Annotated in this window: 18 protein-coding genes; 8 read left to right on the top strand and 10 right to left on the bottom strand. The window is 43.9% G+C overall.

Going from position 1 to position 24,302, the window contains the following annotated elements:
* The first annotated feature begins 119 nt into the window (after positions 1 to 119).
* The 5 genes from secA (at position 120) to carB (ending at position 9,205) form a co-directional block, all read left to right on the top strand.
* Entirely contained in the window at positions 120 to 2,849 is a 2,730-nt protein-coding gene (secA, locus tag F7Y48_RS12250) for a preprotein translocase subunit SecA (RefSeq protein WP_005396435.1), read from the top strand.
* A 166-nt stretch (positions 2,850 to 3,015) separates the two neighbouring features.
* On the top strand, positions 3,016 to 3,414 hold the full coding sequence (gene mutT, locus F7Y48_RS12245; RefSeq protein WP_005396433.1) for an 8-oxo-dGTP diphosphatase MutT: 399 nt from the start codon (positions 3,016 to 3,018) through the stop codon (positions 3,412 to 3,414).
* 110 nt (positions 3,415 to 3,524) lie between these two features.
* On the top strand, positions 3,525 to 4,334 hold the full coding sequence (dapB, locus tag F7Y48_RS12240) for a 4-hydroxy-tetrahydrodipicolinate reductase (RefSeq protein WP_258507571.1): 810 nt from the start codon (positions 3,525 to 3,527) through the stop codon (positions 4,332 to 4,334).
* Between the two features lie 481 nt (positions 4,335 to 4,815).
* A complete protein-coding gene (carA, locus tag F7Y48_RS12235) occupies positions 4,816 to 5,955 on the top strand; it encodes a glutamine-hydrolyzing carbamoyl-phosphate synthase small subunit (protein WP_046873990.1) in 1,140 nt (379 codons plus the stop codon).
* A gap of 16 nt (positions 5,956 to 5,971) precedes the next feature.
* Positions 5,972 to 9,205, top strand: a complete 3,234-nt coding sequence (carB, locus tag F7Y48_RS12230; RefSeq protein ID WP_047009081.1) for a carbamoyl-phosphate synthase large subunit — start codon at positions 5,972 to 5,974, stop codon at positions 9,203 to 9,205.
* Positions 9,206 to 9,734: 529 nt separating this feature from the next.
* On the opposite strand, the gene F7Y48_RS12225 is transcribed toward carB, so the two are convergent.
* Together F7Y48_RS12225 and F7Y48_RS12220 are read right to left on the bottom strand one after the other, a co-directional pair.
* Positions 9,735 to 10,157 (bottom strand): hypothetical protein, encoded by a 423-nt coding sequence (locus tag F7Y48_RS12225; RefSeq protein WP_074192040.1) that lies wholly within the window; start codon positions 10,155 to 10,157, stop codon positions 9,735 to 9,737.
* On the bottom strand, positions 10,154 to 10,945 hold the full coding sequence (locus F7Y48_RS12220) for a hypothetical protein (RefSeq protein WP_074192041.1): 792 nt from the start codon (positions 10,943 to 10,945) through the stop codon (positions 10,154 to 10,156). Before F7Y48_RS12220 ends, F7Y48_RS12225 begins: the two co-directional genes overlap by 4 nt.
* 237 nt (positions 10,946 to 11,182) lie before the next feature.
* Between F7Y48_RS12220 and F7Y48_RS12215 the strand changes: the two genes are divergently transcribed.
* The 3 genes from F7Y48_RS12215 (at position 11,183) to F7Y48_RS12205 (ending at position 13,254) form a co-directional block, all read left to right on the top strand.
* The gene (locus tag F7Y48_RS12215) at positions 11,183 to 11,962 is read left to right on the top strand and encodes a TSUP family transporter (protein WP_253644075.1); all 780 of its coding nucleotides are present in this window, start codon (positions 11,183 to 11,185) and stop codon (positions 11,960 to 11,962) included.
* A 136-nt stretch (positions 11,963 to 12,098) separates the two neighbouring features.
* Positions 12,099 to 12,776: a hypothetical protein gene (locus tag F7Y48_RS12210; RefSeq protein ID WP_253644074.1), complete on the top strand. Its 678-nt coding sequence runs from the start codon at positions 12,099 to 12,101 to the stop codon at positions 12,774 to 12,776.
* Between the two features lie 58 nt (positions 12,777 to 12,834).
* Complete coding sequence (locus F7Y48_RS12205) at positions 12,835 to 13,254, top strand: hypothetical protein (protein WP_258507564.1); 420 nt, start codon at positions 12,835 to 12,837, stop codon at positions 13,252 to 13,254.
* A 62-nt stretch (positions 13,255 to 13,316) separates the two neighbouring features.
* On the opposite strand, the gene F7Y48_RS12200 is transcribed toward F7Y48_RS12205, so the two are convergent.
* The 8 genes from F7Y48_RS12200 to gltB form a co-directional block, all read right to left on the bottom strand.
* Positions 13,317 to 14,171 (bottom strand): LysR family transcriptional regulator, encoded by an 855-nt coding sequence (locus F7Y48_RS12200; protein ID WP_316684365.1) that lies wholly within the window; start codon positions 14,169 to 14,171, stop codon positions 13,317 to 13,319.
* A 129-nt stretch (positions 14,172 to 14,300) separates the two neighbouring features.
* Positions 14,301 to 14,921 (bottom strand): TRIC cation channel family protein, encoded by a 621-nt coding sequence (locus tag F7Y48_RS12195; protein ID WP_005387377.1) that lies wholly within the window; start codon positions 14,919 to 14,921, stop codon positions 14,301 to 14,303.
* 69 nt (positions 14,922 to 14,990) lie between these two features.
* Complete coding sequence (gene btuF / locus F7Y48_RS12190) at positions 14,991 to 15,815, bottom strand: vitamin B12 ABC transporter substrate-binding protein BtuF (protein WP_012842144.1); 825 nt, start codon at positions 15,813 to 15,815, stop codon at positions 14,991 to 14,993.
* Complete coding sequence (locus F7Y48_RS12185) at positions 15,815 to 16,768, bottom strand: cobalamin biosynthesis family protein (protein ID WP_258507562.1); 954 nt, start codon at positions 16,766 to 16,768, stop codon at positions 15,815 to 15,817. Before F7Y48_RS12185 ends, btuF begins: the two co-directional genes overlap by 1 nt.
* An 11-nt stretch (positions 16,769 to 16,779) precedes the next feature.
* Positions 16,780 to 17,475 carry a 5'-methylthioadenosine/S-adenosylhomocysteine nucleosidase gene (gene mtnN / locus F7Y48_RS12180; protein ID WP_005396324.1) on the bottom strand — a complete coding sequence of 232 codons (696 nt, stop codon included), beginning with the start codon at positions 17,473 to 17,475 and terminating at the stop codon, positions 16,780 to 16,782.
* A 63-nt stretch (positions 17,476 to 17,538) separates the two neighbouring features.
* Entirely contained in the window at positions 17,539 to 17,967 is a 429-nt protein-coding gene (locus F7Y48_RS12175; protein ID WP_041852996.1) for a DUF1499 domain-containing protein, read from the bottom strand.
* Between the two features lie 91 nt (positions 17,968 to 18,058).
* On the bottom strand, positions 18,059 to 19,471 hold the full coding sequence (locus F7Y48_RS12170; RefSeq protein WP_005396322.1) for an FAD-dependent oxidoreductase: 1,413 nt from the start codon (positions 19,469 to 19,471) through the stop codon (positions 18,059 to 18,061).
* Positions 19,472 to 19,491: 20 nt separating this feature from the next.
* The gene (gene gltB / locus F7Y48_RS12165) at positions 19,492 to 23,955 is read right to left on the bottom strand and encodes a glutamate synthase large subunit (protein WP_316684364.1); all 4,464 of its coding nucleotides are present in this window, start codon (positions 23,953 to 23,955) and stop codon (positions 19,492 to 19,494) included.
* Between the last annotated feature and the right edge of the window lie 347 nt (positions 23,956 to 24,302).

The following is a 24,302-nucleotide window of genomic DNA, read 5'->3' as shown; positions in this document are numbered from 1 at the left end:
TTTGAACTCAATATCTTTGATAAATGATTTATCTCAGTATTCTTAGTTCCAAACTGGCAGAGACTGAAGGCATTATGAGTAGATCGGGAACGGTCTGATTAAAGAGAGATTCACGAAAAATGATAACTAAGCTACTGACAAAAGTGATTGGCAGTCGCAACGACCGAACACTGCGCCGCCTTAGAAAAATTGTAAAAGAAATTAATAACTACGAGCCAACATTCGAAGCTCTAAGTGATGAAGAGTTAAAAGCAAAGACGGTTGAGTTCCGTGAGCGCCTAGAGAAAGGTGAAACTCTTGATAAACTACTTCCTGAAGCTTTTGCTACGGTTCGTGAAGCATCTAAGCGTGTCTACGGCATGCGTCACTTCGACGTTCAGCTTATCGGTGGTATGGTTCTAAATGCGGGTCAAATTGCGGAGATGCGTACAGGTGAAGGTAAAACGCTGACTGCAACGCTTCCAGCTTACTTAAATGCTCTTGCTGGTAAAGGCGTTCACATCGTAACAGTGAACGATTATCTAGCTAAACGTGATGCTGAGACGAACCGCCCTCTATTTGAATTTTTAGGTATGACCGTTGGCGTAAACGTGCCAAACATGCCTCCTCAAGAGAAAAAAGAAGCGTACCAAGCTGACATTCTATACGGAACCAACAATGAATTTGGTTTTGACTACCTTCGTGACAATATGGCTTTCCGTAGCGAAGACCGTGTACAGCGTGATCGCTTCTTTGCAGTTGTCGATGAGGTGGACTCAATCCTAATTGATGAAGCTCGTACTCCTTTGATCATTTCTGGTCCTGCTGAAGATAGCTCTGAGCTATACACTCGAATCAACCTTTTGATCCCGCATCTGAAAAAGCAGGATAAAGAAGACTCTGAAGAATACCGTGGTGATGGTCACTACACTGTTGATGAAAAATCAAAGCAAGTATACCTAACTGAAACGGGTCAAGAATACGTTGAAGAACTGTTGGTGAAAAACGGTCTGATGGAGGAAGGTGATACACTTTACTCTCCGGCTAACATCAGCATGTTGCATCACGTGAATGCTGCTTTGCGTGCTCATGTGTTATTCGAGCGTAACGTTGATTACATCGTTACTGATGAAGGCGAAGTGGTCATCGTTGATGAACATACTGGTCGTACAATGCCAGGTCGTCGTTGGTCTGAAGGCCTTCACCAAGCAGTAGAAGCGAAAGAAGGCGTTAAGATCCAAAACGAAAACCAAACTTTGGCTTCTATTACCTTCCAGAACTACTTCCGTTTATACGAAAAACTGTCAGGTATGACAGGTACAGCGGATACTGAAGCGTTCGAATTCCAGTCTATCTATGGTTTGGAAACGGTGGTTATCCCAACCAACAAGCCGATGATTCGTAACGATATGCCAGATGTGGTTTACCGTACTGAAGCAGAGAAGTTTGCGGCAATCATTGAAGATATTAAAGAGCGTGTTGCCAAAGGGCAGCCAACGCTTGTTGGTACTGTGTCGATTGAAAAGTCAGAACTTCTTTCTAACGCATTGAAGAAGGCTAAGATCAAACACAACGTATTGAACGCGAAATTCCATGAGAAAGAAGCGGAAATTGTTGCTGAAGCGGGCATGCCTGGTGCGGTAACTATCGCGACCAACATGGCCGGTCGTGGTACGGACATTGTGCTTGGCGGTAGCTGGCAATCAAAAGTTGAAGCTTTAGAGAACCCAACTCAAGAGCAAATCGATGCGATTAAAGCAGAGTGGAAAGTGGTGCATGACCAAGTGCTAGAAGCTGGTGGTCTACATATCATCGGTACTGAGCGCCACGAATCTCGCCGTATTGATAACCAGCTACGTGGTCGTTCTGGTCGTCAAGGTGATGCGGGTTCATCGCGCTTCTACCTATCTATGGAAGACTCTTTGCTACGTATTTTCACTTCTGATCGTATGGCGAGCCTTATTCAAAGTGGTATGGAAGAAGGTGAAGCTATTGAATCGAAAATGCTTTCTCGCTCAATTGAAAAAGCACAGCGCAAAGTGGAAGGTCGTAACTTTGATATCCGTAAGCAGCTGCTTGAATACGATGATGTAGCGAACGATCAACGTAAGGTTGTCTACGAACTGCGTGACGAGTTAATGAACGTTGAAGACATCAGCGGCATGATCGAGCAAAACCGTGAAGATGTGCTAACAGCGGTTATTGATGAGTACATTCCACCACAGTCACTAGAAGATATGTGGGATGTTGAAGGTCTACAAGAGCGCTTGAAAGCGGACTTCGATCTTGATGCGCCAGTGAAACAATGGCTTGAAGAAGACGACAAGCTTTACGAAGAAGCATTACGTGAAAAGATCATCAACCTAGCCGTTGAAGTGTACAAAGAGAAAGAGGAAGTGGTGGGTGCACAAGTGCTTCGCAACTTCGAAAAATCGGTCATGCTTCAGACTCTGGATACGCTTTGGAAAGAGCATTTGGCTGCGATGGATCACTTGCGTCAAGGTATCCATTTACGCGGTTACGCACAGAAGAACCCAAAACAAGAATACAAACGTGAGTCGTTTGAACTGTTTGAGGGTCTACTAGAAGCGCTGAAAACAGACGTTATTACTGTTCTATCTCGTGTTCGCGTTCAGCAACAAGAAGAAGTTGAACGTATGGAAGAACAGCGTCGTGCGCAAGCTGAAGAAGCCGCTCGTCGTGCACAAGCGCAACACGCTGCAGCACAAAATCCGCTTTCTGAAGGCGAAGAATCTGAAGAAGGTTCAAATCAACCAATGGTACGTGATGAACGTAAAGTCGGTCGCAATGAACCTTGCCCTTGTGGCAGTGGCAAGAAGTACAAACAGTGCCACGGCAAAATCGACTAATCTGTTAGTCGGATTATTTTTCAAAGAGTCGCTTAGGCGACTCTTTTTTTAAATAAATTCTTTGGCTATCAAATTCCATAAGTTTGATAGGTCAGAAAGTTTTTGAGATGTAGAAGCTCGTTGTCACAATAGTAAAGTACAACGGTCTTGAGAGTTAGGAATCCCCATGAAAAGAATTCACATAGTCGCGGCAATTATTTTTAACCAAGACAAATCAAAGATCTTTATTACAAAGCGTCCTGATGATAAGCACAAAGGCGGGTTTTGGGAGTTTCCGGGTGGCAAAGTCGAGCCGGGAGAAAGTATTGAGCTTGCTATTACAAGAGAACTCGAAGAAGAAGTGGGAATTGAAGTTATTGAGCAAGCCCCTTTTGAACACTTGGAATACGACTATCCAGACAAATCACTCAAGTTTGATTTTATTACAGTATCTCAATTCAGTAATGAGCCTTACGGTCGAGAAGGTCAAGAAGGATGCTGGGTTGAGATCAGCGAATTGGGCGACTACACCTTTCCTGAAGCGAACGTACCTATCTTGGAGCGTGTTGTAAAAGAGTTTGCTTAAGCTCGATGAACTTGCTTGTGGTAACCATAGTATGTTGTTAGTTTAAACAGATTAAGCAAAACGAGAGAACGAGAGCAAACCTCGTTATCTAGAGAAGGAGAGAAAGCGCAATGGTTCGTATTGCAATCGCAGGAGCAGCTGGCCGAATGGGCCGTAATTTGGTTAAAGCTTCACACCTTAATCCTGAAGCGACAGTGAGCGCGGGATCAGAAAGACCTGAGTCTTCACTTGTCGGCGTCGATATCGGTGAACTTTGTGGTGAAGGTAAATTCGATGTGCTCTTAACAGATGATCTTGCTAAAGACGTCGATAATTTTGATGTAATCATCGATTTCACCGCTCCAGTAAGCACATTAGCGAATCTCGAGTTGTGTAAGAAATACGGCAAGAGCATAGTGATTGGGACGACTGGCTTCAGCGATGCAGAGCGTGATCTTATTGATGAAGCAGCCAAGCAAGTGCCTGTTGTGATGGCACCAAATTATTCTGTAGGCGTAAACCTTGTCTTTAAGCTTCTTGAGAAAGCGGCCAAAGTGATGGGGGATTACTGTGATATCGAGATTGTTGAAGCACACCATCGCCATAAAGTTGATGCCCCCTCTGGTACCGCTATCGGAATGGGAGAAGCTATTGCTGGTGCGATGGGTAATAAGCTGAATGATGTAGCTGTCTATGCCCGAGAAGGCATTACTGGTGAACGAACAAAAGATGAGATCGGCTTTGCTACGATTCGCGCTGGCGATATCGTCGGTGAGCATACAGCTATGTTTGCTGATATCGGGGAACGAGTGGAAATAACGCACAAAGCGACTGATCGCATGACGTTTGCTAATGGGGCCGTAAAGGCTGCCGTTTGGTTGAGTGCTAAATCTGCGGGCTTTTATACCATGACAGATGTTTTGGGATTGAATGAACTCTAAATACATAATTATTCGCCGGCGCTAGCCGGCTTTTTTATATCTATAGAATTATTTGTAAATAAAATGATTCTGATAGAGAAGATTTTAGCACTTACTTTTATTGTGTTTTTGTCTGTTTTGGTTTTGTTTTTAGGTGTAACCGTTAAAAGTGTTCCTGTTTTTGTCTTAGTGAACGTTTGCGTTAAAAACTCATAATTTTTTGTGATCCCTAAAAAGTTCAAATTTGTAAAATTCATTAAACCTCTATCCCTCCCTATGTAATAGCATTCAAAAGTTGTCTTTTTGAGCCTTACTGATTCGAAATGACCTTACTCGCTAGAAATTGATAATTTATTTTTGATTGTAGGTTGACAGGTTTCCAGTCCAACTTTAGAATACCGCCAATTTGTCTGAAATACCTATTTATGTAGATTTTATAGGTAAAGGAAGGCATGTTTGCAGTTTGATTTATTTTTTTTGCATTTTTATTCTGGAGGTTGTCTTGGGTAAATTAGCACTGTTAGTCCTAGAAGATGGGACAGTGTTCCACGGAGTGTCCATAGGGGCAGATGGTATTTCCGTTGGTGAAGTCGTTTTTAATACCTCGATGACGGGGTATCAAGAAATCCTCACTGATCCTTCCTATTCTCAGCAAATCGTCACCCTTACTTATCCTCACATTGGCAATACCGGAACCACTTCCGAAGATGAAGAATCCTCTTCCATTCATGCACAAGGCCTTGTGATTCGCGATCTTCCTCTTATCGCTTCTAACTTCCGTAATGAACAATCCCTCTCTGATTACCTTAAGTCTCAAAATATCGTTGGCATCGCTGATATTGATACGCGAAAGCTCACTCGTATCTTGCGTGAAAAAGGTGCTCAAAACGGTTGTATTGTTGCGGGTAATAACCTAGATGAAGCTTTGGCTCTAGCGAAAGCAAAAGAATTCCCAGGCTTAAAAGGAATGGACCTTGCAAAAGAAGTTACAACGAAAGAAGCGTATCAATGGAAACAAGGTTCGTGGACGCTTGAAGGTGGACTTCCAGAGGCGAAAGATGACAGCGAGCTGCCATACCACGTCGTTGCTTACGACTTCGGCGCAAAACGCAACATCCTACGAATGTTGGTTGACCGCGGTTGCCGCTTAACGGTTGTTCCTGCTGAAACGTCAGCGGAAGAAGTGCTTGCGATGAACCCGGACGGTGTTTTCCTATCAAATGGCCCTGGTGATCCAGAACCATGTACTTACGCGATTGAAGCGACAAAAGTATTCCTAGAAAAAGGCTTACCTATCTTCGGTATCTGTTTAGGTCACCAAATCCTTGCGTTAGCGTCAGGTGCACAAACCGTGAAAATGAAGTTTGGTCACCATGGTGCAAACCACCCAGTAAAAGATTTAGAGCGTAACGTTGTTATGATCACTTCGCAAAACCACGGCTTTGCGGCAGATGAAGCAACGTTACCGGAAAACTTACGTGCTACTCACGTATCGTTATTTGATGGCTCTTTGCAAGGTATTCACCGCACAGACAAGCCAGCATTTAGCTTCCAAGGTCACCCAGAAGCGAGCCCAGGTCCACATGACGCGGCACCGCTATTTGACCACTTTATCGAACTAATCAAAAAACACAGCGCTTAATTCGGAGTAGTAGATAATGCCAAAACGTACTGACATTCAAAGTATTCTAATTCTTGGTGCTGGTCCGATTGTTATCGGTCAGGCATGTGAGTTTGACTACTCTGGCGCACAAGCCTGTAAAGCACTTCGTGAAGAAGGCTACCGAGTTATTCTGGTTAACTCGAACCCAGCAACCATCATGACTGACCCAGAGATGGCTGATGCGACTTACATCGAGCCAATCCAATGGGAAGTGGTACGCAAGATCATTGAAAAAGAGCGTCCAGATGCAGTTTTGCCAACCATGGGTGGCCAGACTGCACTTAACTGTGCGTTAGACTTAGAGAAACACGGCGTACTAGAAGAATTCGGCGTAGAGATGATCGGTGCAACGGCTGATGCAATCGACAAAGCGGAAGACCGTTCTCGTTTTGATAAAGCGATGAAGTCTATCGGCCTTGAGTGTCCTCGCGCAGATACAGCGAAGAGCATGGAAGAAGCTTACAAAGTTTTAGATATGGTTGGCTTCCCTTGTATCATCCGTCCATCGTTCACCATGGGTGGCACTGGTGGTGGTATTGCGTACAACAAAGAAGAGTTCGAAGAAATCTGTCGTCGCGGTCTGGACTTATCTCCGACCAACGAACTTCTTATCGATGAGTCACTAATCGGCTGGAAAGAGTACGAAATGGAAGTAGTTCGTGACAAAGCGGACAACTGTATCATCGTATGTTCAATCGAAAACTTTGATCCAATGGGCATCCACACGGGTGACTCAATCACAGTAGCACCAGCACAGACACTGACTGACAAAGAATACCAGCTAATGCGTAATGCATCGCTAGCCGTTCTACGTGAAATTGGTGTTGAAACAGGTGGTTCAAACGTACAGTTTGGTATCAACCCGAAAGATGGCCGTATGGTTATCATCGAGATGAACCCACGTGTATCTCGTTCTTCTGCGTTAGCGTCAAAAGCAACAGGTTTCCCAATCGCTAAGATTGCCGCGAAACTGGCTGTTGGCTTTACTCTGGATGAACTACAAAACGACATCACCGGCGGTGCAACACCAGCATCATTCGAACCAACTATCGACTACGTCGTAACTAAGATTCCTCGCTTTAACTTCGAGAAATTTGCTGGCGCAAACGACCGTCTGACTACTCAGATGAAATCGGTTGGTGAGGTAATGGCAATTGGTCGTAACCAACAAGAATCTCTTCACAAAGCACTTCGTGGTCTAGAAGTTGGCGCAACTGGTTTTGACGAGATGGTCGATTTAGAAGCACCAGATGCACTGACTAAGATTCGTCACGAACTTAAAGAAGCAGGCGCCGAGCGTATCTGGTACATCGCCGATGCATTCCGAGCTGGCATGTCAGTTGACGGCGTGTTCAACTTGACTCAAATTGACCGTTGGTTCCTGGTTCAAATCGAAGAAATCGTAAAACTCGAAGAGCAAGTTAAGGCGGGCGGCTACGCAGGTTTGACCAAAGAAGTGCTTCGCCAGATGAAACGTAAAGGCTTCTCTGATGCGCGCTTGTCTAAACTTCTTGGTGTCGCTGAAAGTGAAATTCGCCGTGCTCGTGAGCAGTTTGATATTCACCCGGTTTACAAACGTGTAGATACGTGTGCCGCTGAGTTTTCTTCTGACACGGCTTACATGTACTCATCTTACGATGAAGAGTGTGAAGCAAACCCAACAGACAAAGACAAGATCATGGTTCTTGGTGGCGGTCCAAACCGTATCGGCCAAGGTATTGAATTCGATTACTGTTGTGTACACGCATCACTTGCGCTGCGTGAAGACGGTTACGAAACCATTATGGTTAACTGTAACCCAGAAACGGTATCTACTGACTACGATACGTCTGATCGCCTGTACTTCGAACCAGTAACTCTGGAAGATGTACTGTCTATCGCTCGCGTTGAAAAACCAAAAGGTGTGATTGTTCAGTACGGTGGTCAAACGCCACTTAAACTGGCTCGTGCTCTAGAAGCGGCCGGTGTTCCAATCATTGGTACTAGCCCAGATGCTATCGACCGTGCGGAAGACCGTGAACGCTTCCAGGCAGCTGTTGACCGTCTAGGTCTACTTCAGCCAGAAAACGCGACAGTAACAACGATGGAACAGGCGGTTGAAAAATCGAAAGAAATTGGCTTCCCATTAGTTGTTCGCCCGTCTTATGTACTCGGTGGTCGTGCGATGGAAATTGTTTACGATGAGCAAGACCTGCGTCGCTACTTCAACGAAGCAGTAAGCGTATCGAACGAGTCTCCAGTTCTACTAGACCGTTTCTTGGATGATGCAACCGAAGTTGATATTGATGCTATCTGTGACGGTGAACGCGTCGTTATCGGCGGTATCATGGAACACATCGAACAAGCCGGTGTTCACTCTGGTGACTCTGCATGTTCACTGCCTGCATACACGCTAAGTCAGGAAATTCAAGACAAGATGCGTGAGCAAGTTGAGAAGCTGGCGTTCGAACTCGGTGTACGCGGTTTGATGAACACGCAGTTTGCTGTGAAAGACAACGACGTTTACCTAATCGAAGTGAACCCTCGTGCTGCTCGTACGGTACCATTCGTATCGAAAGCGACAGGTGCACCTCTAGCGAAAATCGCTGCACGTGTAATGGCGGGTCAATCTCTAGAGTCACAAGGCTTTACTAAAGAGATTATCCCTCCTTACTACTCAGTGAAAGAAGTGGTTCTGCCGTTCAACAAGTTCCCTGGCGTTGATCCGCTATTGGGCCCAGAAATGCGCTCAACAGGTGAAGTAATGGGCGTTGGCGCAACATTCGCAGAAGCTTACGCGAAAGCAGAGCTAGGTTGTGGTGCAGTTTACCCTGAAGGTGGTCGTGCGCTACTGTCTGTACGTGAAGGCGATAAAGAGCGTGTTGTTGACCTAGCTTCTAAGCTAGTGAAACTGGGTTACCAGTTGGATGCGACACACGGTACTGCTGTAATTCTGGGCGAAGCGGGTATTAACCCACGTTTGGTAAACAAAGTACACGAAGGTCGTCCACACATTCTTGACCGCATCAAGAACAACGAATACACCTACATCGTAAACACGGCAGCTGGTCGTCAAGCGATTGAAGATTCGAAAGTTCTACGTCGCGGCGCACTGGCAGAGAAAGTGAACTACACAACGACACTGAACGCAGCGTTCGCTACATGTATGTCTCACACTGCAGACGCAAAAGCGTCAGTAACTTCGGTTCAAGAGTTACACGCTAAAGTGAAAGCGAGTCTAGACGCGTAACAGATAAAAATCAGTAAGCTCGTTAATCAGGGCTTACATGACAACCTCATTGCCCGCTCATTTGAGCGGGCTTTTTTATATTGAGGTTTTTCTAAAATGAAGAGCATTAAAGTGTGCTAGGAACGATTGGTATGCTTTGCTTTTGAAGAGCATCAAGCTAACTATGGCAAGCAATGTTCCTAAAGATGAAGAAATAGTACTACCACTTGCTACAACAAAGTTGATACTGCAGGTAAGAATGATAAAAGAGATAGTGATTAAGTTTATTTTTGCAGCAATACTTAATCCTTTGCTTATTGTCAGGATGTTTGGAATGCATACAACAACAACCGTAATAGCTCCCAATGTAAGAAGGTACGTATCTAGATCAATGTGTTGAGTAAAAGAAAACCAGTCATTCCAAATGCTTAAGCTAATAGTCAGACCAATAGTCAATGCCAAGTATAAACATACACTTATTGAGATGTTCGCTATGCTAATTGAATTTTTTCTCAAATTTTAATTTCTTTTATGTAACATAAATTGAAGTTTATTTTTTGAAAATATAAACCTTATCTTGTAGCCAGGAGTCTTCTTTATCAATTGAAACAGAGTAACCCTGATTTGTTAAGTGTTTTTTAGTGAGAAACACAAATGCACTTGGTGCTATAATTGTTATAATTGAAAAAGAGATTATAACTTTAATGAACATGCCTTCTTTCTTATATGATAATTTTCTTTTTTTTAAAAACACAGTAATTAAAAGAATAAATATAGATATAAATACCCAGCTTCCAAATAACCCATAAAATGATCCCTGAGAAATTTCTATAATACGTTCTTCGTTATATATGTCTTTTATGTTATTTATGGTATCGTTGTAAAAAAAATAAATGCATAACAATCCTAGAGAAAGGAATAACAGTGATGTTAAAAATGTTGATGTTAGATCTAGGTTGTCTTCTTTTTTCATAAAAACATTCCATTTTTTATATATGTAGAACCAATTAAATTTTTTATTCTTGCTTCTTCTTGATTTATTTCATTTTTTATTGATTCATCTAGTTTTTTCTCTAATGTTAATTTGAATTTTTTTGTTATATTATGCTTTTTATCTATATGATTTAATATGCTCCCAATAACCAAGCTTATACCTATAGCTAAAAATAATGGGCCAGAAGTTAGAGCGAAAATAGTAGTAGCTCCAGAAATTCCTTTTACAGCAATTGCAGCAATTGCGGATGAAATTCCTAACTTTAGGATGTCACTAGTTATTGTGCCAAACAAACTCAGTAATGTTGATTTATTCTTTTCCGAAAAGAAGTGTTCCATTGCTCTAAAAGAGCTTACTAGTACGATTGTAATAATTGTTCCACTTTTAATAGACTGGATAGCACTTTTTGGACCTACAGCAAAGTTAGTAATTGTTGGAGTCGGTGCATGAGAACCCAAAGCACTTAACTTTATTCTCAGGGCCGGTGTCCCCGTAAAGACAAAATGTGGTTGGCCAGAATAGTAATTTATATGGACAGGGTTTGTTGCTCCGCTTAGATTATTCGCTAGTTTTGTTAAAAATATAAGATCATCGGCTGTTGTGTAATAGTTTGCAGTATTTTCTAGTTTATTTTTGATAACTTTCCATTTTTCAGTAACACCTTTCCTTTTGATGTTTTTGTTAATTAAGTCATCAAATACGCTTACTGATACTATATGTACTTCTTTGGTATTGCTACTTGAGTCTTGTTGTATTGCAGGGTACATCGTTTTCTCCTTGAAACCATAATTTTATTATGACCTTGCCTACACGGCTGACACAATGAAAATACTATTTCATTCGTATCCTTGAGGCATGTATCTTTTTTTTGTGAAACTAAAATGAAAATTTCACAAAGATGAAAATTAGGAATAGATTGGTGTCTTGACTTTCCATTGGTGGTTTTGTGAATAAGTGCTACCGTTTTTCCTCTTTGATGCCTCTTTAAATAAAAAGGATGTGTAGTGGAAATCACGGTTGAGATTTTGTTGGCTCTATTTTTTGTTGCGACTGCCGCAGGCTTTATTGATGCGATGGCTGGTGGGGGAGGGCTCATTACGCTCCCTGCGCTTTTGGCAGCGGGGTTGAGTCCGACTCAAGCTCTAGCAACCAACAAGTTACAAAGTTCGTTTGGCAGTTTCTCTGCTAGCTGGTATTTCGTGCGTAACGGTATTGTCAGCCTAAAGGAAATGCGTTTCGCGATACTCTGCACTTTTATAGGCGCAGCAATCGGTGCCGAGGCTGTGCAGTTTATTGATGCTAGCGTACTCACCAGTTTGATCCCTGTTCTTTTGATAGCCATTTCCCTCTATTTTTTACTCGCGCCAAGTACGCGTAAAATCGATGGAGAACCAAAGTTATCTGAAGCGATGTTTGCGCTATGCATTGGTGGCGGGATCGGTTTCTATGATGGCTTTTTTGGCCCTGGGACTGGATCTATTTTTACTGTTTGTTTTGTTGCACTAGGTCACTTTTCTTTGGTCGAAGCCACTGCTAGAACCAAAATCCTCAATTTCACGTCAAACATTGCGGCACTACTCTTTTTTATCTTAGCTGGGTTGCCAGTGTGGAAGCTTGGCTTAATTATGGCTGTTGGCGGTTTTCTTGGTGCTCAGTTAGGGGCGAAGGTCGTGGTAAGTAAAGGGCAAAAATGGATTCGTCCTCTAGTTATAGTGATGTCGATGCTCATGGCAACGAAACTTCTTTGGCAACAACATCAGCAATGGATTTTGTCAGTGTTATAACTCGTTCTCTACGTTCAACTACGCTTATTCATGAATCATATGTAAAGAAATACTGATATATCTATGATTTCATTATAGCGTGATATCGTACTTAAAATGAAAAAGTAATAAACAATTTTCATTTAATAAAGTTAGAATGCTATGCATTTCTATCAATGAATTTGATAAATATGTTATTAAATTTATCCCTAAGCATGAACAGCTTCGATGGAATAGTTTAAAGGGTAAGTTAGAATTTATTGCAAACTACTATGCAACTGTAGATGATTTGGCGTATTTAGGTAGAGTTGCTGTAGCCTTGTTAGGTAGCGCAGCTCCTATTGCAGTTGAGAAGTATGGTGGTTTTAATCATATTGTAATTAAAGGAACACCTAGTTTACAAAGAAAAGTTATGGCTTTGTCTGGTAAGATTTCGCCACCGATGGCCGTAAGTTTTGTTATAGGAAAAGAAAAGGTATTACAGACGGTTAAGCAAGGTGCAGTTATTACTGTTATTTTTGTCACATCTTATATAATAGCTGAGTATTTATTTAAAGAGTCAAATAAAAGAGTATTGGCTAAATTATTTGGAGTTATAGCAAGTGACATTATTAAAGTGGGTTTGGCTGCTTTAGTTGCTAGTATAACATTAAAAACGATGGTTTCTGTAGGTTTTGTCGCTGCTGGTGGTTCAGAGGCTCTGTTTGTGGTTGTTTTTGTCGGTGTTGTTGCCAGCTTTACAACTAGTAAAATAAATGAAGAATTTAACCTTACAAAGAGGTTCCAAAAGGAAATTATGCTATTTTGGTCTCAAAAAGAAGAGGTGGAAAAATGAAAGATAAAACAAACCAATACCGAGCGATGCAAAGCTTTAAAAATAGTGGTTTTTCATTATGAAAAATGAAGAAATAGATTATAGAACATTTATTATAGGTTCAATTCTATTTCCTATATGTACATATTTTATGATTTATCTTCCGGTATCTGATTTGTTGGATTTTTTTGGATCAATTTCATCCGATCAAGAAAGTTTATCTTTAGGTGGTCAGAATATTCAGTTATTTTCATCCGGTTTTTTATTTGCTTTGCTTTCTTATGTTTCTATTTATACTGTTTCTACTAAGAGAAAGCCAAATAAAGAAAAACTTAAAAATCTTTTTAAATTATCTTTTGTTTTATTAGTTTCTAGCTTTTTGTTTTCTTATATATTTAATGAGTGGCTGCTGTCTTATGCTGAAAGTCATGGATACCATTATTCTGAGGAACTTAGTTCTCGATGGTTTTTAAGTGAGTACTATGTTTTTGTAAAATGACTATGAAATACACTTTTACATTATACTCTACTTCAATTGTCTAGTTGTTGTGATGTCGATGCTTATGGCAACGAAACTTCTTTGGCAACAACATCAGCAATGGATTCTGTCAGTGCTTTAACTCGTTTGCTGCGATATGTGCTGTGGCGCAAGCAGATATGTATTGGTCGAATTAACTGTCCTAGTTCTTCAAAGTCATAGCAGAATTTGGGTGTGATATTAAGTGTCTTCAGGATAGATTTAGGAATTAAAGCAGGAGCCATTCCGCCCAAAGCCAGTTGTGCTGCCGCAGTGTATGAATCCATTTCCATCAAAGGCTCAATTCCGTATTTTGACAAAATAGCCTGTTGGTAAGTGTTGGCAGGATTGGTTAAGTCATTGGTCAAAATGGCTTTGGGTAGTTGCGAAAGTGGGTATCTACTGACGATTGAAAAAGGTTCATCAGCGAGGTGAAGGCTCATTAATCCATGATGAGGCGGTAAATAACCAGCACAGAATCCCAGTGTCGCTTTACCTGATTTGACGTTCTCAATAATGCGTGGTGTATGATTGGTCGATATTCGTATGTATTGGTCATGGGCAAAGCGTTCTGCCATGATCACACTAAGGTATCCAGCGACTAAGGTTTCAGAGCAGTCTATCTTGATCAAAGAAGTATCTTCTATTTCTTGCTGATCATAGATCTGACCTCTTAACTCATTGAACGTTGGCTCGATCGTGTTGATGAGCGCATGGCCATCGGAGGTCAGCTTTATGTGCCGACCACTTGGCTCAATCAATTTTTTTCCTAACTTCTTCTCTAGATTCGAAATGCGCTTACTCACCGCAGATTGACTAATATAGAGTTGGCTGCCCGTGCGGCTCATGGTTTTTTCTTTACTGAGGACAAGTAACGTCTCAATACCTTCAAGCAACATAATGATTAATGAAAGTTAGGAATGGTTGAAATAATTTAGCGAATTGTACAAGAGTTGGCGAATCAAATGAGTATAAATGAGAGGAGCCGACACTCAGTCGACTCCATGACCGAATCATGTAATTTGTTTTTAACGATTAATTGCGAAAGTTGGTAGGGATAGATGCCAACGAATAGCACCGAGACGTATAATGAGCGTTGAGATTACACCAGCGAGTAAAGCCGTTGAGTGGTCATAACCCATGTTTACCGCCATCGTATGGAAGATGCCGCCAATAATACATGCCGTAGCGTAGACTTCACTTCTTAATACCATAGGAACTTCGCGAGCCAGTACATCACGTATAATACCACCACCACAACCAGTAATGACTCCCATGATCACTGCGACCATCCCAGACGCGTTGTAAGCGAGGGCTTTCTCTACACCTATTCCTACAAATACTGCAAGGCCGATGGCATCACAAACGGGTAATACCCACCATGAGAGTCGCTTGGGTCTTCGAATAACAAGCATGGTTAGTAGACACGTAACAAATATCACCCATAAGTACGTAGTATCTGTTATCCAAAATACAGGAGTGGCACCTAGCGCCATGTCTCGGATTGTTCCGCCACCAATAGCAGTCACACTGCCGAGAACGATAACGCCGAATGGATCCATTTTTAAACGGCCCGCCAGTAACACGCCAGAGATAGCGAAAACAGCGGTACCGAACAAATCGATCATATAAAGCAGCATGGAGTCCATGTTACTTAGTACCTTTATATAGTGTGAGAAAAAATGGGCGGAAATTGTACGGTATTTGCCACGAAATCGTTAGCGTTTTTGACGAACGCTTTTAAAGTGCTCACACACTTCTGTGATCGCATTTAGTGTGCGTGGGGTTGGGCGGTTAATCCAATCTGAGTTTAGAGACCAGATGTGTTTATTTCTAAGTGCGGGAAGCTCATTGCTCCACTCTGCCCACATACCATCATTACTCATTGCGTGACGAGAAGTAAAAATAACCTCTGGTTGGCGAGTGATGACCTGCTCGATGCTGACCTGAGGATAAGGCGCGCTGGATGCTGCGAAAATGTTTTCACCACCGCAAAAAGTAAAGACTTCACTTGGCCAGTTCTTCCCGGCGACAGTGATGATAGGCTTTTCACTCAACTGATAAAAGTAACGAACTTTCTCGTGCGTGTTGTACTTCTCTTTTAGTGTATTCAGTTGCGTTCTAAAATCTTCAGCGGCCTTTTGTCCTATTTGCGGGGTTTCGCTGTATTGGCTTAGCTGCTCGATATTATTGGCGATATCTTCCAGTGAGCCTGTAGTGGAATAATAGATAGGAATGCCGAACTGTTTAATTTTCTCCAGCTCTTTTGCCGGGTTTCCTGCCGGCCAAGCAATGACTAAATCCGGTTGAAGAGCAATAATGCGCTCTAATTTAATTCCTTGGTAATTAGAGACTCTTTCCAGCTGCTTTGCCTGCTCTGGATAATCACTCATTTCGCTGACAGCAACAAGCTTGTCTCCTAGCCCTGCCGCAAAGGCAATTTCAGTGGCATGCGGAGCTAAACTTACAATGCGTTGCGCTGGTGTTTGGGCGAAGGTCGCTGTCGAAACAAACAGCGTTAATGCGAAGCATAGTTTATTCATCATAATCCTTGATAAATCATTCCTAAAAGCAGACTTTGGATAGCTATCCAAACGAAGACTCGCCAAACGAGCAGCGTATGTATTTGTGAAAGGTGAATAGCCGATGGGGCGATTCGTCCACCGATTTTTGCGCGTTCCGCACGTATACCTTGATAGATAGCAGGGCCGCATAAAGAGAGTTGTAGTTTGTGTCCGATGGTACACAACACCCAGGCGGGCCCGGGTAGTGGCCAAGACTTCGCTTGTTGCTGTGCACCAGAAAGCACATTGCTTACGTTCTTTCCTACAGCTAAAAGTATGGCAAAGAGACGAAGTGGAATAATATCCAGAGCGGCAACCAGCTGAACGGCAGGTTTACCAAAGGGCAAATATTGGCGTCGGCTAGGGGACCAAACTCGAGCTAACTCTGTGGCTAGTCGATACATTAACGCACCAATACCACCTGCTAGTGCGTACCAAAATAACACACCGATTACGTTGCGGCTGTATCCCATAATCACAGCTTCTGAGCTTGCTTTACCTATGCCGATGATCGAGAGGCTGTCAGTATCGCGATTAAGGTATGGTCTTAGTAATTGTCGGCACTGAGCTTTGTCTTCTCTCGACATACTTGTGACGAGTTGTTTTGTTAAGGCTTCGCTGTTGCGCCAGTCCAAAGCAATGATCAATAGCACTAATTCGTATAAAGGCACTTGCCAAACGAATGGCTCCACTGCAATCAGCAAGAGCAAGCAAGGCAATAGCATCAAGCCCAATGCAAGACTGCCGGAGGTCAGGCTCTGTGAGTAACTGTGATTATTGTTCACTTTGTTGGCGAGCTGCTCAGCTAACTTTCGCCATAAAGTGATGGGATGCGATGAACGGGGGATTGGTAAAAGAAGGTGAAAGAGCAGTGCGCCCCACATTATAAGGAGCGCACCGTTGGCATAAAATGACTGAAAAACTTCTTCCATGAATGAGTCGTTTACTTAATGAGTTCCAGCATTTTGAATACCATTTCAGAAGAGCTTTTTGCTGCTAGCGGTAGGAACTCATCAAAGCTCATTGGTGACTCTTTATCAGCGACATCAGAGATTGCACGCACAACAACAAACGGCGTGTTGAACTGGTGACAAGTTTGAGCGATAGCAGATGCTTCCATTTCTACCGCGATAACGGATGGGAAGTGCTTACGAATAAACTCTTGACGCTCAGCAGTACAAACAAACGCATCGCCAGTACAGATCAGGCCGCGAACTGCATGAGTGTTTTCCATTTGCGCTAGTGCCTTTTCTGCTAAATCCATTAGCTTTTCATCTGCTTTGAATGCAGCAGGCTGGCCAGCCATTTGGCCAATTTCATAGCCAAAAGCGGTCACGTCTGCATCGTGATGACGAACTTCTGTTGAGATAACGACATCACCTAGATTGAGGCTTGAATCGAAACCACCAGCAGAGCCTGTGTTAATCACAACATCTGGCTGGTATTCATCAAGAAGAATGGTAGTGCCTACTGCAGCTGCAACTTTACCGATACCTGATTGTAGTACGACTACTTCTACATCATTAATTTGACCAGAGAAAAACGTACAACCTGCTTTATTTACGGTTTTGCAGTTTGTGATTGCTTCTTTCAGGATGGTCACTTCTTGTTCCATCGCACCGATGATACCAACTTTCATAACACTCTCTTTCGGTAAATATTTTAGTTGGCCGAGAGTATAGCACTCCCCGTGAGCAGTTTTCTATTTGATGAGCTTAGCTTGAGTGAGCTTTTCTCGTAATTGTTCGGCGCGCTTTCTGTTTACGCCAAAGTCAGAATAGCCCACACGTGACTCTGAGCGAACAATCAGTTTGTCTCCTGCTACTTTTAATTCGAGGTCATCCACGAAGCGCATGATTTTAGATGTGCATTCTATCCGAAGGTAATCACCCTCTTTTACCGCGGTTTTGGCGCCAGGAAGTTGAAGCGCGGCTTGCTCAATGGCATCTAACGTTGCGGACTCAGTGAGCAAAAAAGGTGCTAATTGAAACTTGTCTCTTGAGTCTTGAGTTGAAACGCAATTTGGTTTGTCACCACAAGGTGATTGAGAACGATCTGGCATACTGGTGACTCCTTGGCTGCAGGCTGTAAGGCTGAGTAAAGTGATGGAAAGGAGAGCGGCTTTTTTCATTGTATTTACTCTTATAATTTTGCTTCTAATTATATGGATACAAAAGAAAAAGGATCCAATAATAGGATCCTTTTTGTGATGTTAGCTGTGATTAGACTTCTAGGTAATCAAGAATGCCTTCTGCCGCTTTTCGCCCTTCATCAATGGCGGTTACGACGAGGTCTGAGCCACGGACCGCATCACCGCCAGCGAAGATTTTCGCATTGCTGGTTTGGTACATGAACGCTTGCTCAACAGGTGCCTTGATACGTCCCCATTGGTCTAAATCGACACCATACGGTTCTAACCAGTCCATTTTGTGTGGCTGGAAACCAAATGCCATGATCACGGCATCCGCAGGCAATACATGTTCACTGCCTTCCACTGGTTCTGGTCTGCGACGACCTGCATCATCGGGCTCACCTAAAGCAGTTTTTACCACTTTAACGCCCGATACGTTACCTGAGGCGTCGACCTCCACACCGAGTGGTTGCAGGTTAAACATAAACTTCACGCCTTCCTCTTTAGCGTTTTTCACTTCTCGACGTGAACCTGGCATGTTGGCTTCGTCACGACGATAAGCACAAATCACATTGGAGGCTCCTTGGCGAATAGAGGTTCGTACACAGTCCATTGCGGTATCGCCACCACCAAGCACGACCACTTTCTTTCCTGCCATGTCGATAAAAGGTTGGTTGTTCTCAAGCTCCATGACTTTGTAGGTATTCGAAATTAAAAATGGCAGCGCGTCATACACACCCGGCGCATCCTCATTTTCTAGTCCTGCACGCATGTATTTATAGGTGCCAACGCCTAAGAAAATGGCATCGTACTCATCGATTAGATCTTGCATTTGTACATCTTTACCGACTTCCACGTTCATGCGGAACTCGACGCCCATTTCAGTGAACACACGGCGACGATTTTCCATTACCCCTTTTTCAAGCTTGAACGAAGGGATACCGAAAGTCAGTAGTCCGCCGATTTCTGGGTAGCGGTCAAACACGACTGGCTTAACGCCATTGCGCACTAGGATATCAGCGGCTGCCAAGCCTGCTGGGCCAGCTCCAATGATTGCGACCTTTTTATCGGTCCACTCCACCTTGGACATATCTGGCTTCCAGCCCATTTCAAAGGCTTTGTCGGTAATGTACTTTTCTATGTTACCGATGGTGACGGCACCAAAGTCATCATTAAGCGTGCATGAACCTTCACATAGGCGGTCTTGAGGACAAACGCGCCCACATACTTCAGGTAAACTATTGGTTTGGTGCGATAGCTCAACAGCTTCAAGAATACGTCCCTCATTTGCCAGTTTTAGCCATTGAGGGATGTAGTTGTGTACTGGGCACTTCCATTCACAGTATGGGTTGCCACAATCTAAGCAGCGATCCGCTTGTGCAGTCGCCTGCTGCTTAGTAAACGGTTCATAGATTTCAACGAACTCGATCTTACGAACTTTGATAGGCTTTTTCGCCGGATCGACACGTTGAACATCGATAAATTGATAAACGTTCTGGCTCATGATTCAAACATCCTCCATGATTACTGTGCTTGAACACGCAGCTCTGCAGCACTGCGGCTCTGGTGACCAAGTAGCGTGCGAAGATCTGCCGCTTGTGGTTTCACCAAATAGAACTTTGGAATCCATTCATCAAAGTTCGCCAAAATATCTTCTGCATGACTCGACCCTGTTTCTTCAAGGTGTTCCGCAATCAGGCCGCGCAAATGCTCTTGGTGGATGTATAGATCGGACAATGAAATGGCTTCGACAGATTCAGTATTGACTCGACCTTCAAAGCTCTGGTTTTCATCCAGAACATAGGCAAAGCCTCCTGTCATACCTGCACCAAAGTTCACGCCTGTTGCACCTAGAATGGCAACAATACCGCCTGTCATGTACTCACAAGCGTTATCGCCAGCTCCTTCAATGACGGCAATCGTACCTGAGTTACGTACCCCAAAACGTTCACCCGCTTTACCGGCTGCGAACAGTTTACCGCCCGTTGCGCCGTACAAACACGTGTTACCAATAATGGTGGCCTCATGACACTTGAACGCTGTACCTAAGTGAGGCTTAATGGCGATCTTGCCGCCTGCCATGCCTTTCCCTACGTAGTCATTCGCATCACCTGTGAGGTAAAGCTCTACGCCACCCGCATTCCAAACGCCAAACGACTGACCGGCTGTGCCGTCAAGGTAGATTTTAATAGGGGAAGCTGCCAAACCTTGGTTGCCATAGCGCTTCGCTATTTCGCCAGATAAGCGTGCACCCACAGAACGATCAGTGTTGATGACATTGTAGAAGAAACTTGCCGATTGGCTGTTTTCTACCGCATGCATGGCATCATCAATGATCTTTTGATTGAGCTCAGCTTTATCAAACGGTTTATTTGGTTCCGTCCAAAACAGCGGATGACCTTCAGGCGAGACGGGAGCTTCTAGAATGTTGGATAGATCCAATTTGGTTTGCTTCGCGGTAAAGCCTTCTACTGCTTCAAGTAAATCGGTACGACCAATCAAGTCCGTCAGTTTTTCAACGCCTAGCTCAGAAAGCAGCTCGCGCACTTCTTCTGCCAGTCCGGTGAAGTAGTTCATCACCATTTCAGGTAAGCCTTTGAAGTACTCTTTACGCAGCGTTTCGTCTTGAGTCGCAACCCCTGTTGCACAGTTATTGAGGTGACAAATTCGCAGGAACTTACAACCCATAGCAACCATTGGCGCGGTACCAAATCCGAAGCTTTCTGCACCAAGAATCGCGGCCTTAACCACGTCTAGACCAGTCTTTAGACCACCGTCTACCTGTAGGCGGATCTTATGACGCAGACCATTAGCAACCAGTGCTTGTTGCGTCTCTGCTAGACCTAATTCCCATGGACTACCTGCGTATTTTACCGAAGTTAATGGGCTTGCTGCAGTACCACCGTCGTAACCCGAGATGGTAATAAGATCAGCGTAAGCCTTTGCTACGCCCGTTGCGATGGTGCCGACACCTGGCTCGGAGACGAGTTTTACCGAAACCAGCGCATTCGGGTTGACTTGTTTAAGGTCGAAGATCAGCTGGGCCAAATCTTCAATCGAATAGATATCGTGGTGCGGAGGAGGGGAGATCAGAGTCACGCCTTGTACCGAATAACGCAGTTTTGCGATTTCTGCGGTGACTTTGTGTCCTGGTAGCTGTCCACCTTCACCCGGTTTCGCACCTTGTGCCACCTTGATTTGCAGTACATCCGCATTAGTCAGGTAATGAGGCGTTACACCAAATCGGCCAGAAGCAATCTGTTTGATACGTGAGTTACGCTCAGTACCGAAACGGCGAGGATCTTCACCACCTTCACCCGAGTTAGAGTAACCACCAAGACGGTTCATCGCCGTTGCAAGTGCTTCATGCGCTTCTGGGCTAAGTGCGCCAATGGACATGGCCGCAGAGTCAAAGCGTTTGAACAGTTCAATGCGTGGTTCTATTTGCTCGAGTGGCAGCGGTGAGTCTGATTTTTTCAGCGACATTAAGTCACGCAGCATGGCAACAGGGCGTTGATTCACTTGCTTGGCAAAGCTCTGATAGTCGTTACTTTCGCCAGATTTAACGGCTTGTTGCAGCGTGCCGACAACATCCGGGTTGTAAGCATGATACTCACCTCCATGGACATACTTTAACAAGCCGCCATGATCAATCGATTTACGTTTCGCCCATGCTTTGCGAGATAAGTTTGTAAGATCTTGCTGGAAGTCGTCAAAATTCGCGCCTTCAATACGAGTTGTGACACCTTTAAAGCACAAATCAACCACTTCTTGGCTCAGGCCAACCGCTTCAAACAGTTGTGAGCAGCGGTAAGAGGCGATGGTTGAGATCCCCATTTTCGACATGATCTTATACAGGCCTTTGTTGATGCCGTATTGGTAGTTTTGCATCACATCGCGGTAGTCTTTCTCTAGTGCCTTATCATCAATCAGTTTACCTAACGCTTCATAAGCAAGGTATGGGTAAACTGCAGTAGCACCAAAGCCAAGCAAGACAGCAAATTGGTGTGGGTCACGTGCAGTTGCGGTTTCGACTACAATGTTGGCATCGCAACGTAGGTTCGCATCAATCAAACGAGTTTGAACGGCGCCGACAGCCATTGCGGCTGGAATTGGTAACTTGCCTTTGACCAAAGCGCGATCTGAAAGTACCACTAAAACCGTGCCTTCACGTACGACTTGCTCTGCTTGCTCACAGAGATCATTAATGGCTTGTTTAAGATCTTTCTCTTGTGGATCGTAGTTGATATCTAGAATGGTATTACGGTAGTGATCGTCACCAAGCTCGAGCAGTTGCTGCATGTCTGAATAAAGCAGTACAGGCGAATCAAATGTTACGCGATGCGCGTGGCCATCGGTTTCACAGAAGACATTCATTTCCTTACCGATACTGGTCGCCAGTGACATCACGTGTTTTTCACGCAGTGGATCGATCGGTGGATTGGTGACCTGAGCGAACTTCTGGCGGAAGTAGTCAGTTACCAAACGCTCTTTTGAGGAGAGCACTGCCATTGGAGTATCATCACCCATAGAACCAACGGCTTCTTGGCCCATTTCTCCGAGTACACGCAGAACTTGGTCGACTTCTTCGTTAGTCATCGCGAATTGCTTTTGATAAGTCTTAAGTAAGTCTTCATCAAAGCTGCGCTCGCCTACTTGATCCTCAGGTAGCTGAGAAAATGGTGTGAGTTTGCGAACGTTGTTTTCCATCCATTCGCGATAAGGGTGACGAGATTTCAGATCATTATCGATCTCGCTAGACTGCCAAAGCTTACCTTTACGAGTGTCGATGACGAGCAATTCACCCGGCCCTACACGCCCTTTTTCGGCAACTTCATCTGGGGCGTAATTCCAAATCCCTACCTCAGATGCCAGAGTGATCAACTTGTCTTTGGTAATTACATAACGTGCAGGACGCAGACCATTTCGGTCTAGGTTACAAGCAGCATAACGACCATCGGACAGTACGATACCTGCAGGACCATCCCATGGTTCCATGTGCTTGGAGTTGAAGTCGTAAAACGCCCGCAGATCCGGATCCATATCTGGGTGGTTTTGCCATGCTGGTGGCACAAGCATGCGCATGGCACGGAAGATATCCATGCCGCCAGCTAAGAAGAGATCCAGCATATTATCTAAGCTGGAGGAATCTGAACCTGTCTCGTTCACAAATGGTGCTGCAGTTTGAAGATCGGGCAGCAGTGGTGACGAGAACTTGTAAGCGCGCGCGCGCGCCCATTGGCGGTTACCTTCAATGGTGTTGATCTCACCGTTATGAGCAAGATAGCGGAACGGCTGAGCCAATGGCCAACGCGGTTGAGTATTGGTAGAAAAACGCTGGTGGAACAGACAGATAGCGGATTCCATGCGTAGATCAGCAAGATCAAGGTAGAAGCGAGGCAAGTCCGCAGGCATGCACAGGCCTTTGTACACCAAAACTTGAGTCGACAAGCTACAGATGTAGAAATCAGGATCTTCGGTGATTTGTTTCTCGATGCGACGGCGTGCGATGTAGAGACGGCGTTCAATGTCACGCTCTCGCCAACCAGCCGGTGCAGAGATAAAGACTTGCTGAATATTTGGAAGCGAGTTAGCCGCAATTGGACCGAGCACTTCTGAATTGGTTGGAACTTCACGCCAACCGGCCACTGTTAGCGTCTCTTGCGCAAGTTCTCTGTTGACGATGTCTTTAGCGAGTTGAGCTTTGACCGGATCTTGGTTGAAGAAAATCATCCCTACGGCGTATTGCTTGCCAAGGTTGAAACCATTTTCTTCAGCAATAAGACGTAAATAGGAATCGGGCTTTTGTAATAGAAGACCACAACCATCACCGGTTTTACCATCGGCGGCAATACCACCACGGTGGGTCATTCGGTCAAGTGCAGAAATTGCTGTACGAACCAGCTTGTGGCTTTGTTCGCCTTCCATATGCGCGATCAAGCCAAATCCACAGTTGTCTTTCTCAAGACTTGGATCATAAAGAGCCATTGCAATTCTCCCTTTGCTTATCCGTCATCCCGACAGATATATCAACACTGCTTACGTTGATAGTGATGACTGAATATGCGTCATCCTTTATGGTTTTATGTATATTTATTCAATAAAAGCTGTGAAATATTTAACATTTTTTGAGTGTTTTATTTTCATCAACTTCACAAGCTATAGCTTATTGTAAAAAAGGTCAAGTTATTAGTGGATAATCACGTGAATATGCGATTTACCATTTAATAAGCTAAAATAGTTTAATGATTTCAAATAGATAGAAAATTGATTGTTACAAAAAAGTAACATTTGATTCTGTGGGAAATAAAAAAGACCAGCATAAAATGCTGGTC

Source organism: Vibrio sp. 2-1-2a (genome assembly GCF_032648565.1).
Taxonomy (GTDB): domain Bacteria; phylum Pseudomonadota; class Gammaproteobacteria; order Enterobacterales; family Vibrionaceae; genus Vibrio; species Vibrio diabolicus.
This window is presented reverse-complemented; position numbering and strand designations above follow the sequence as displayed.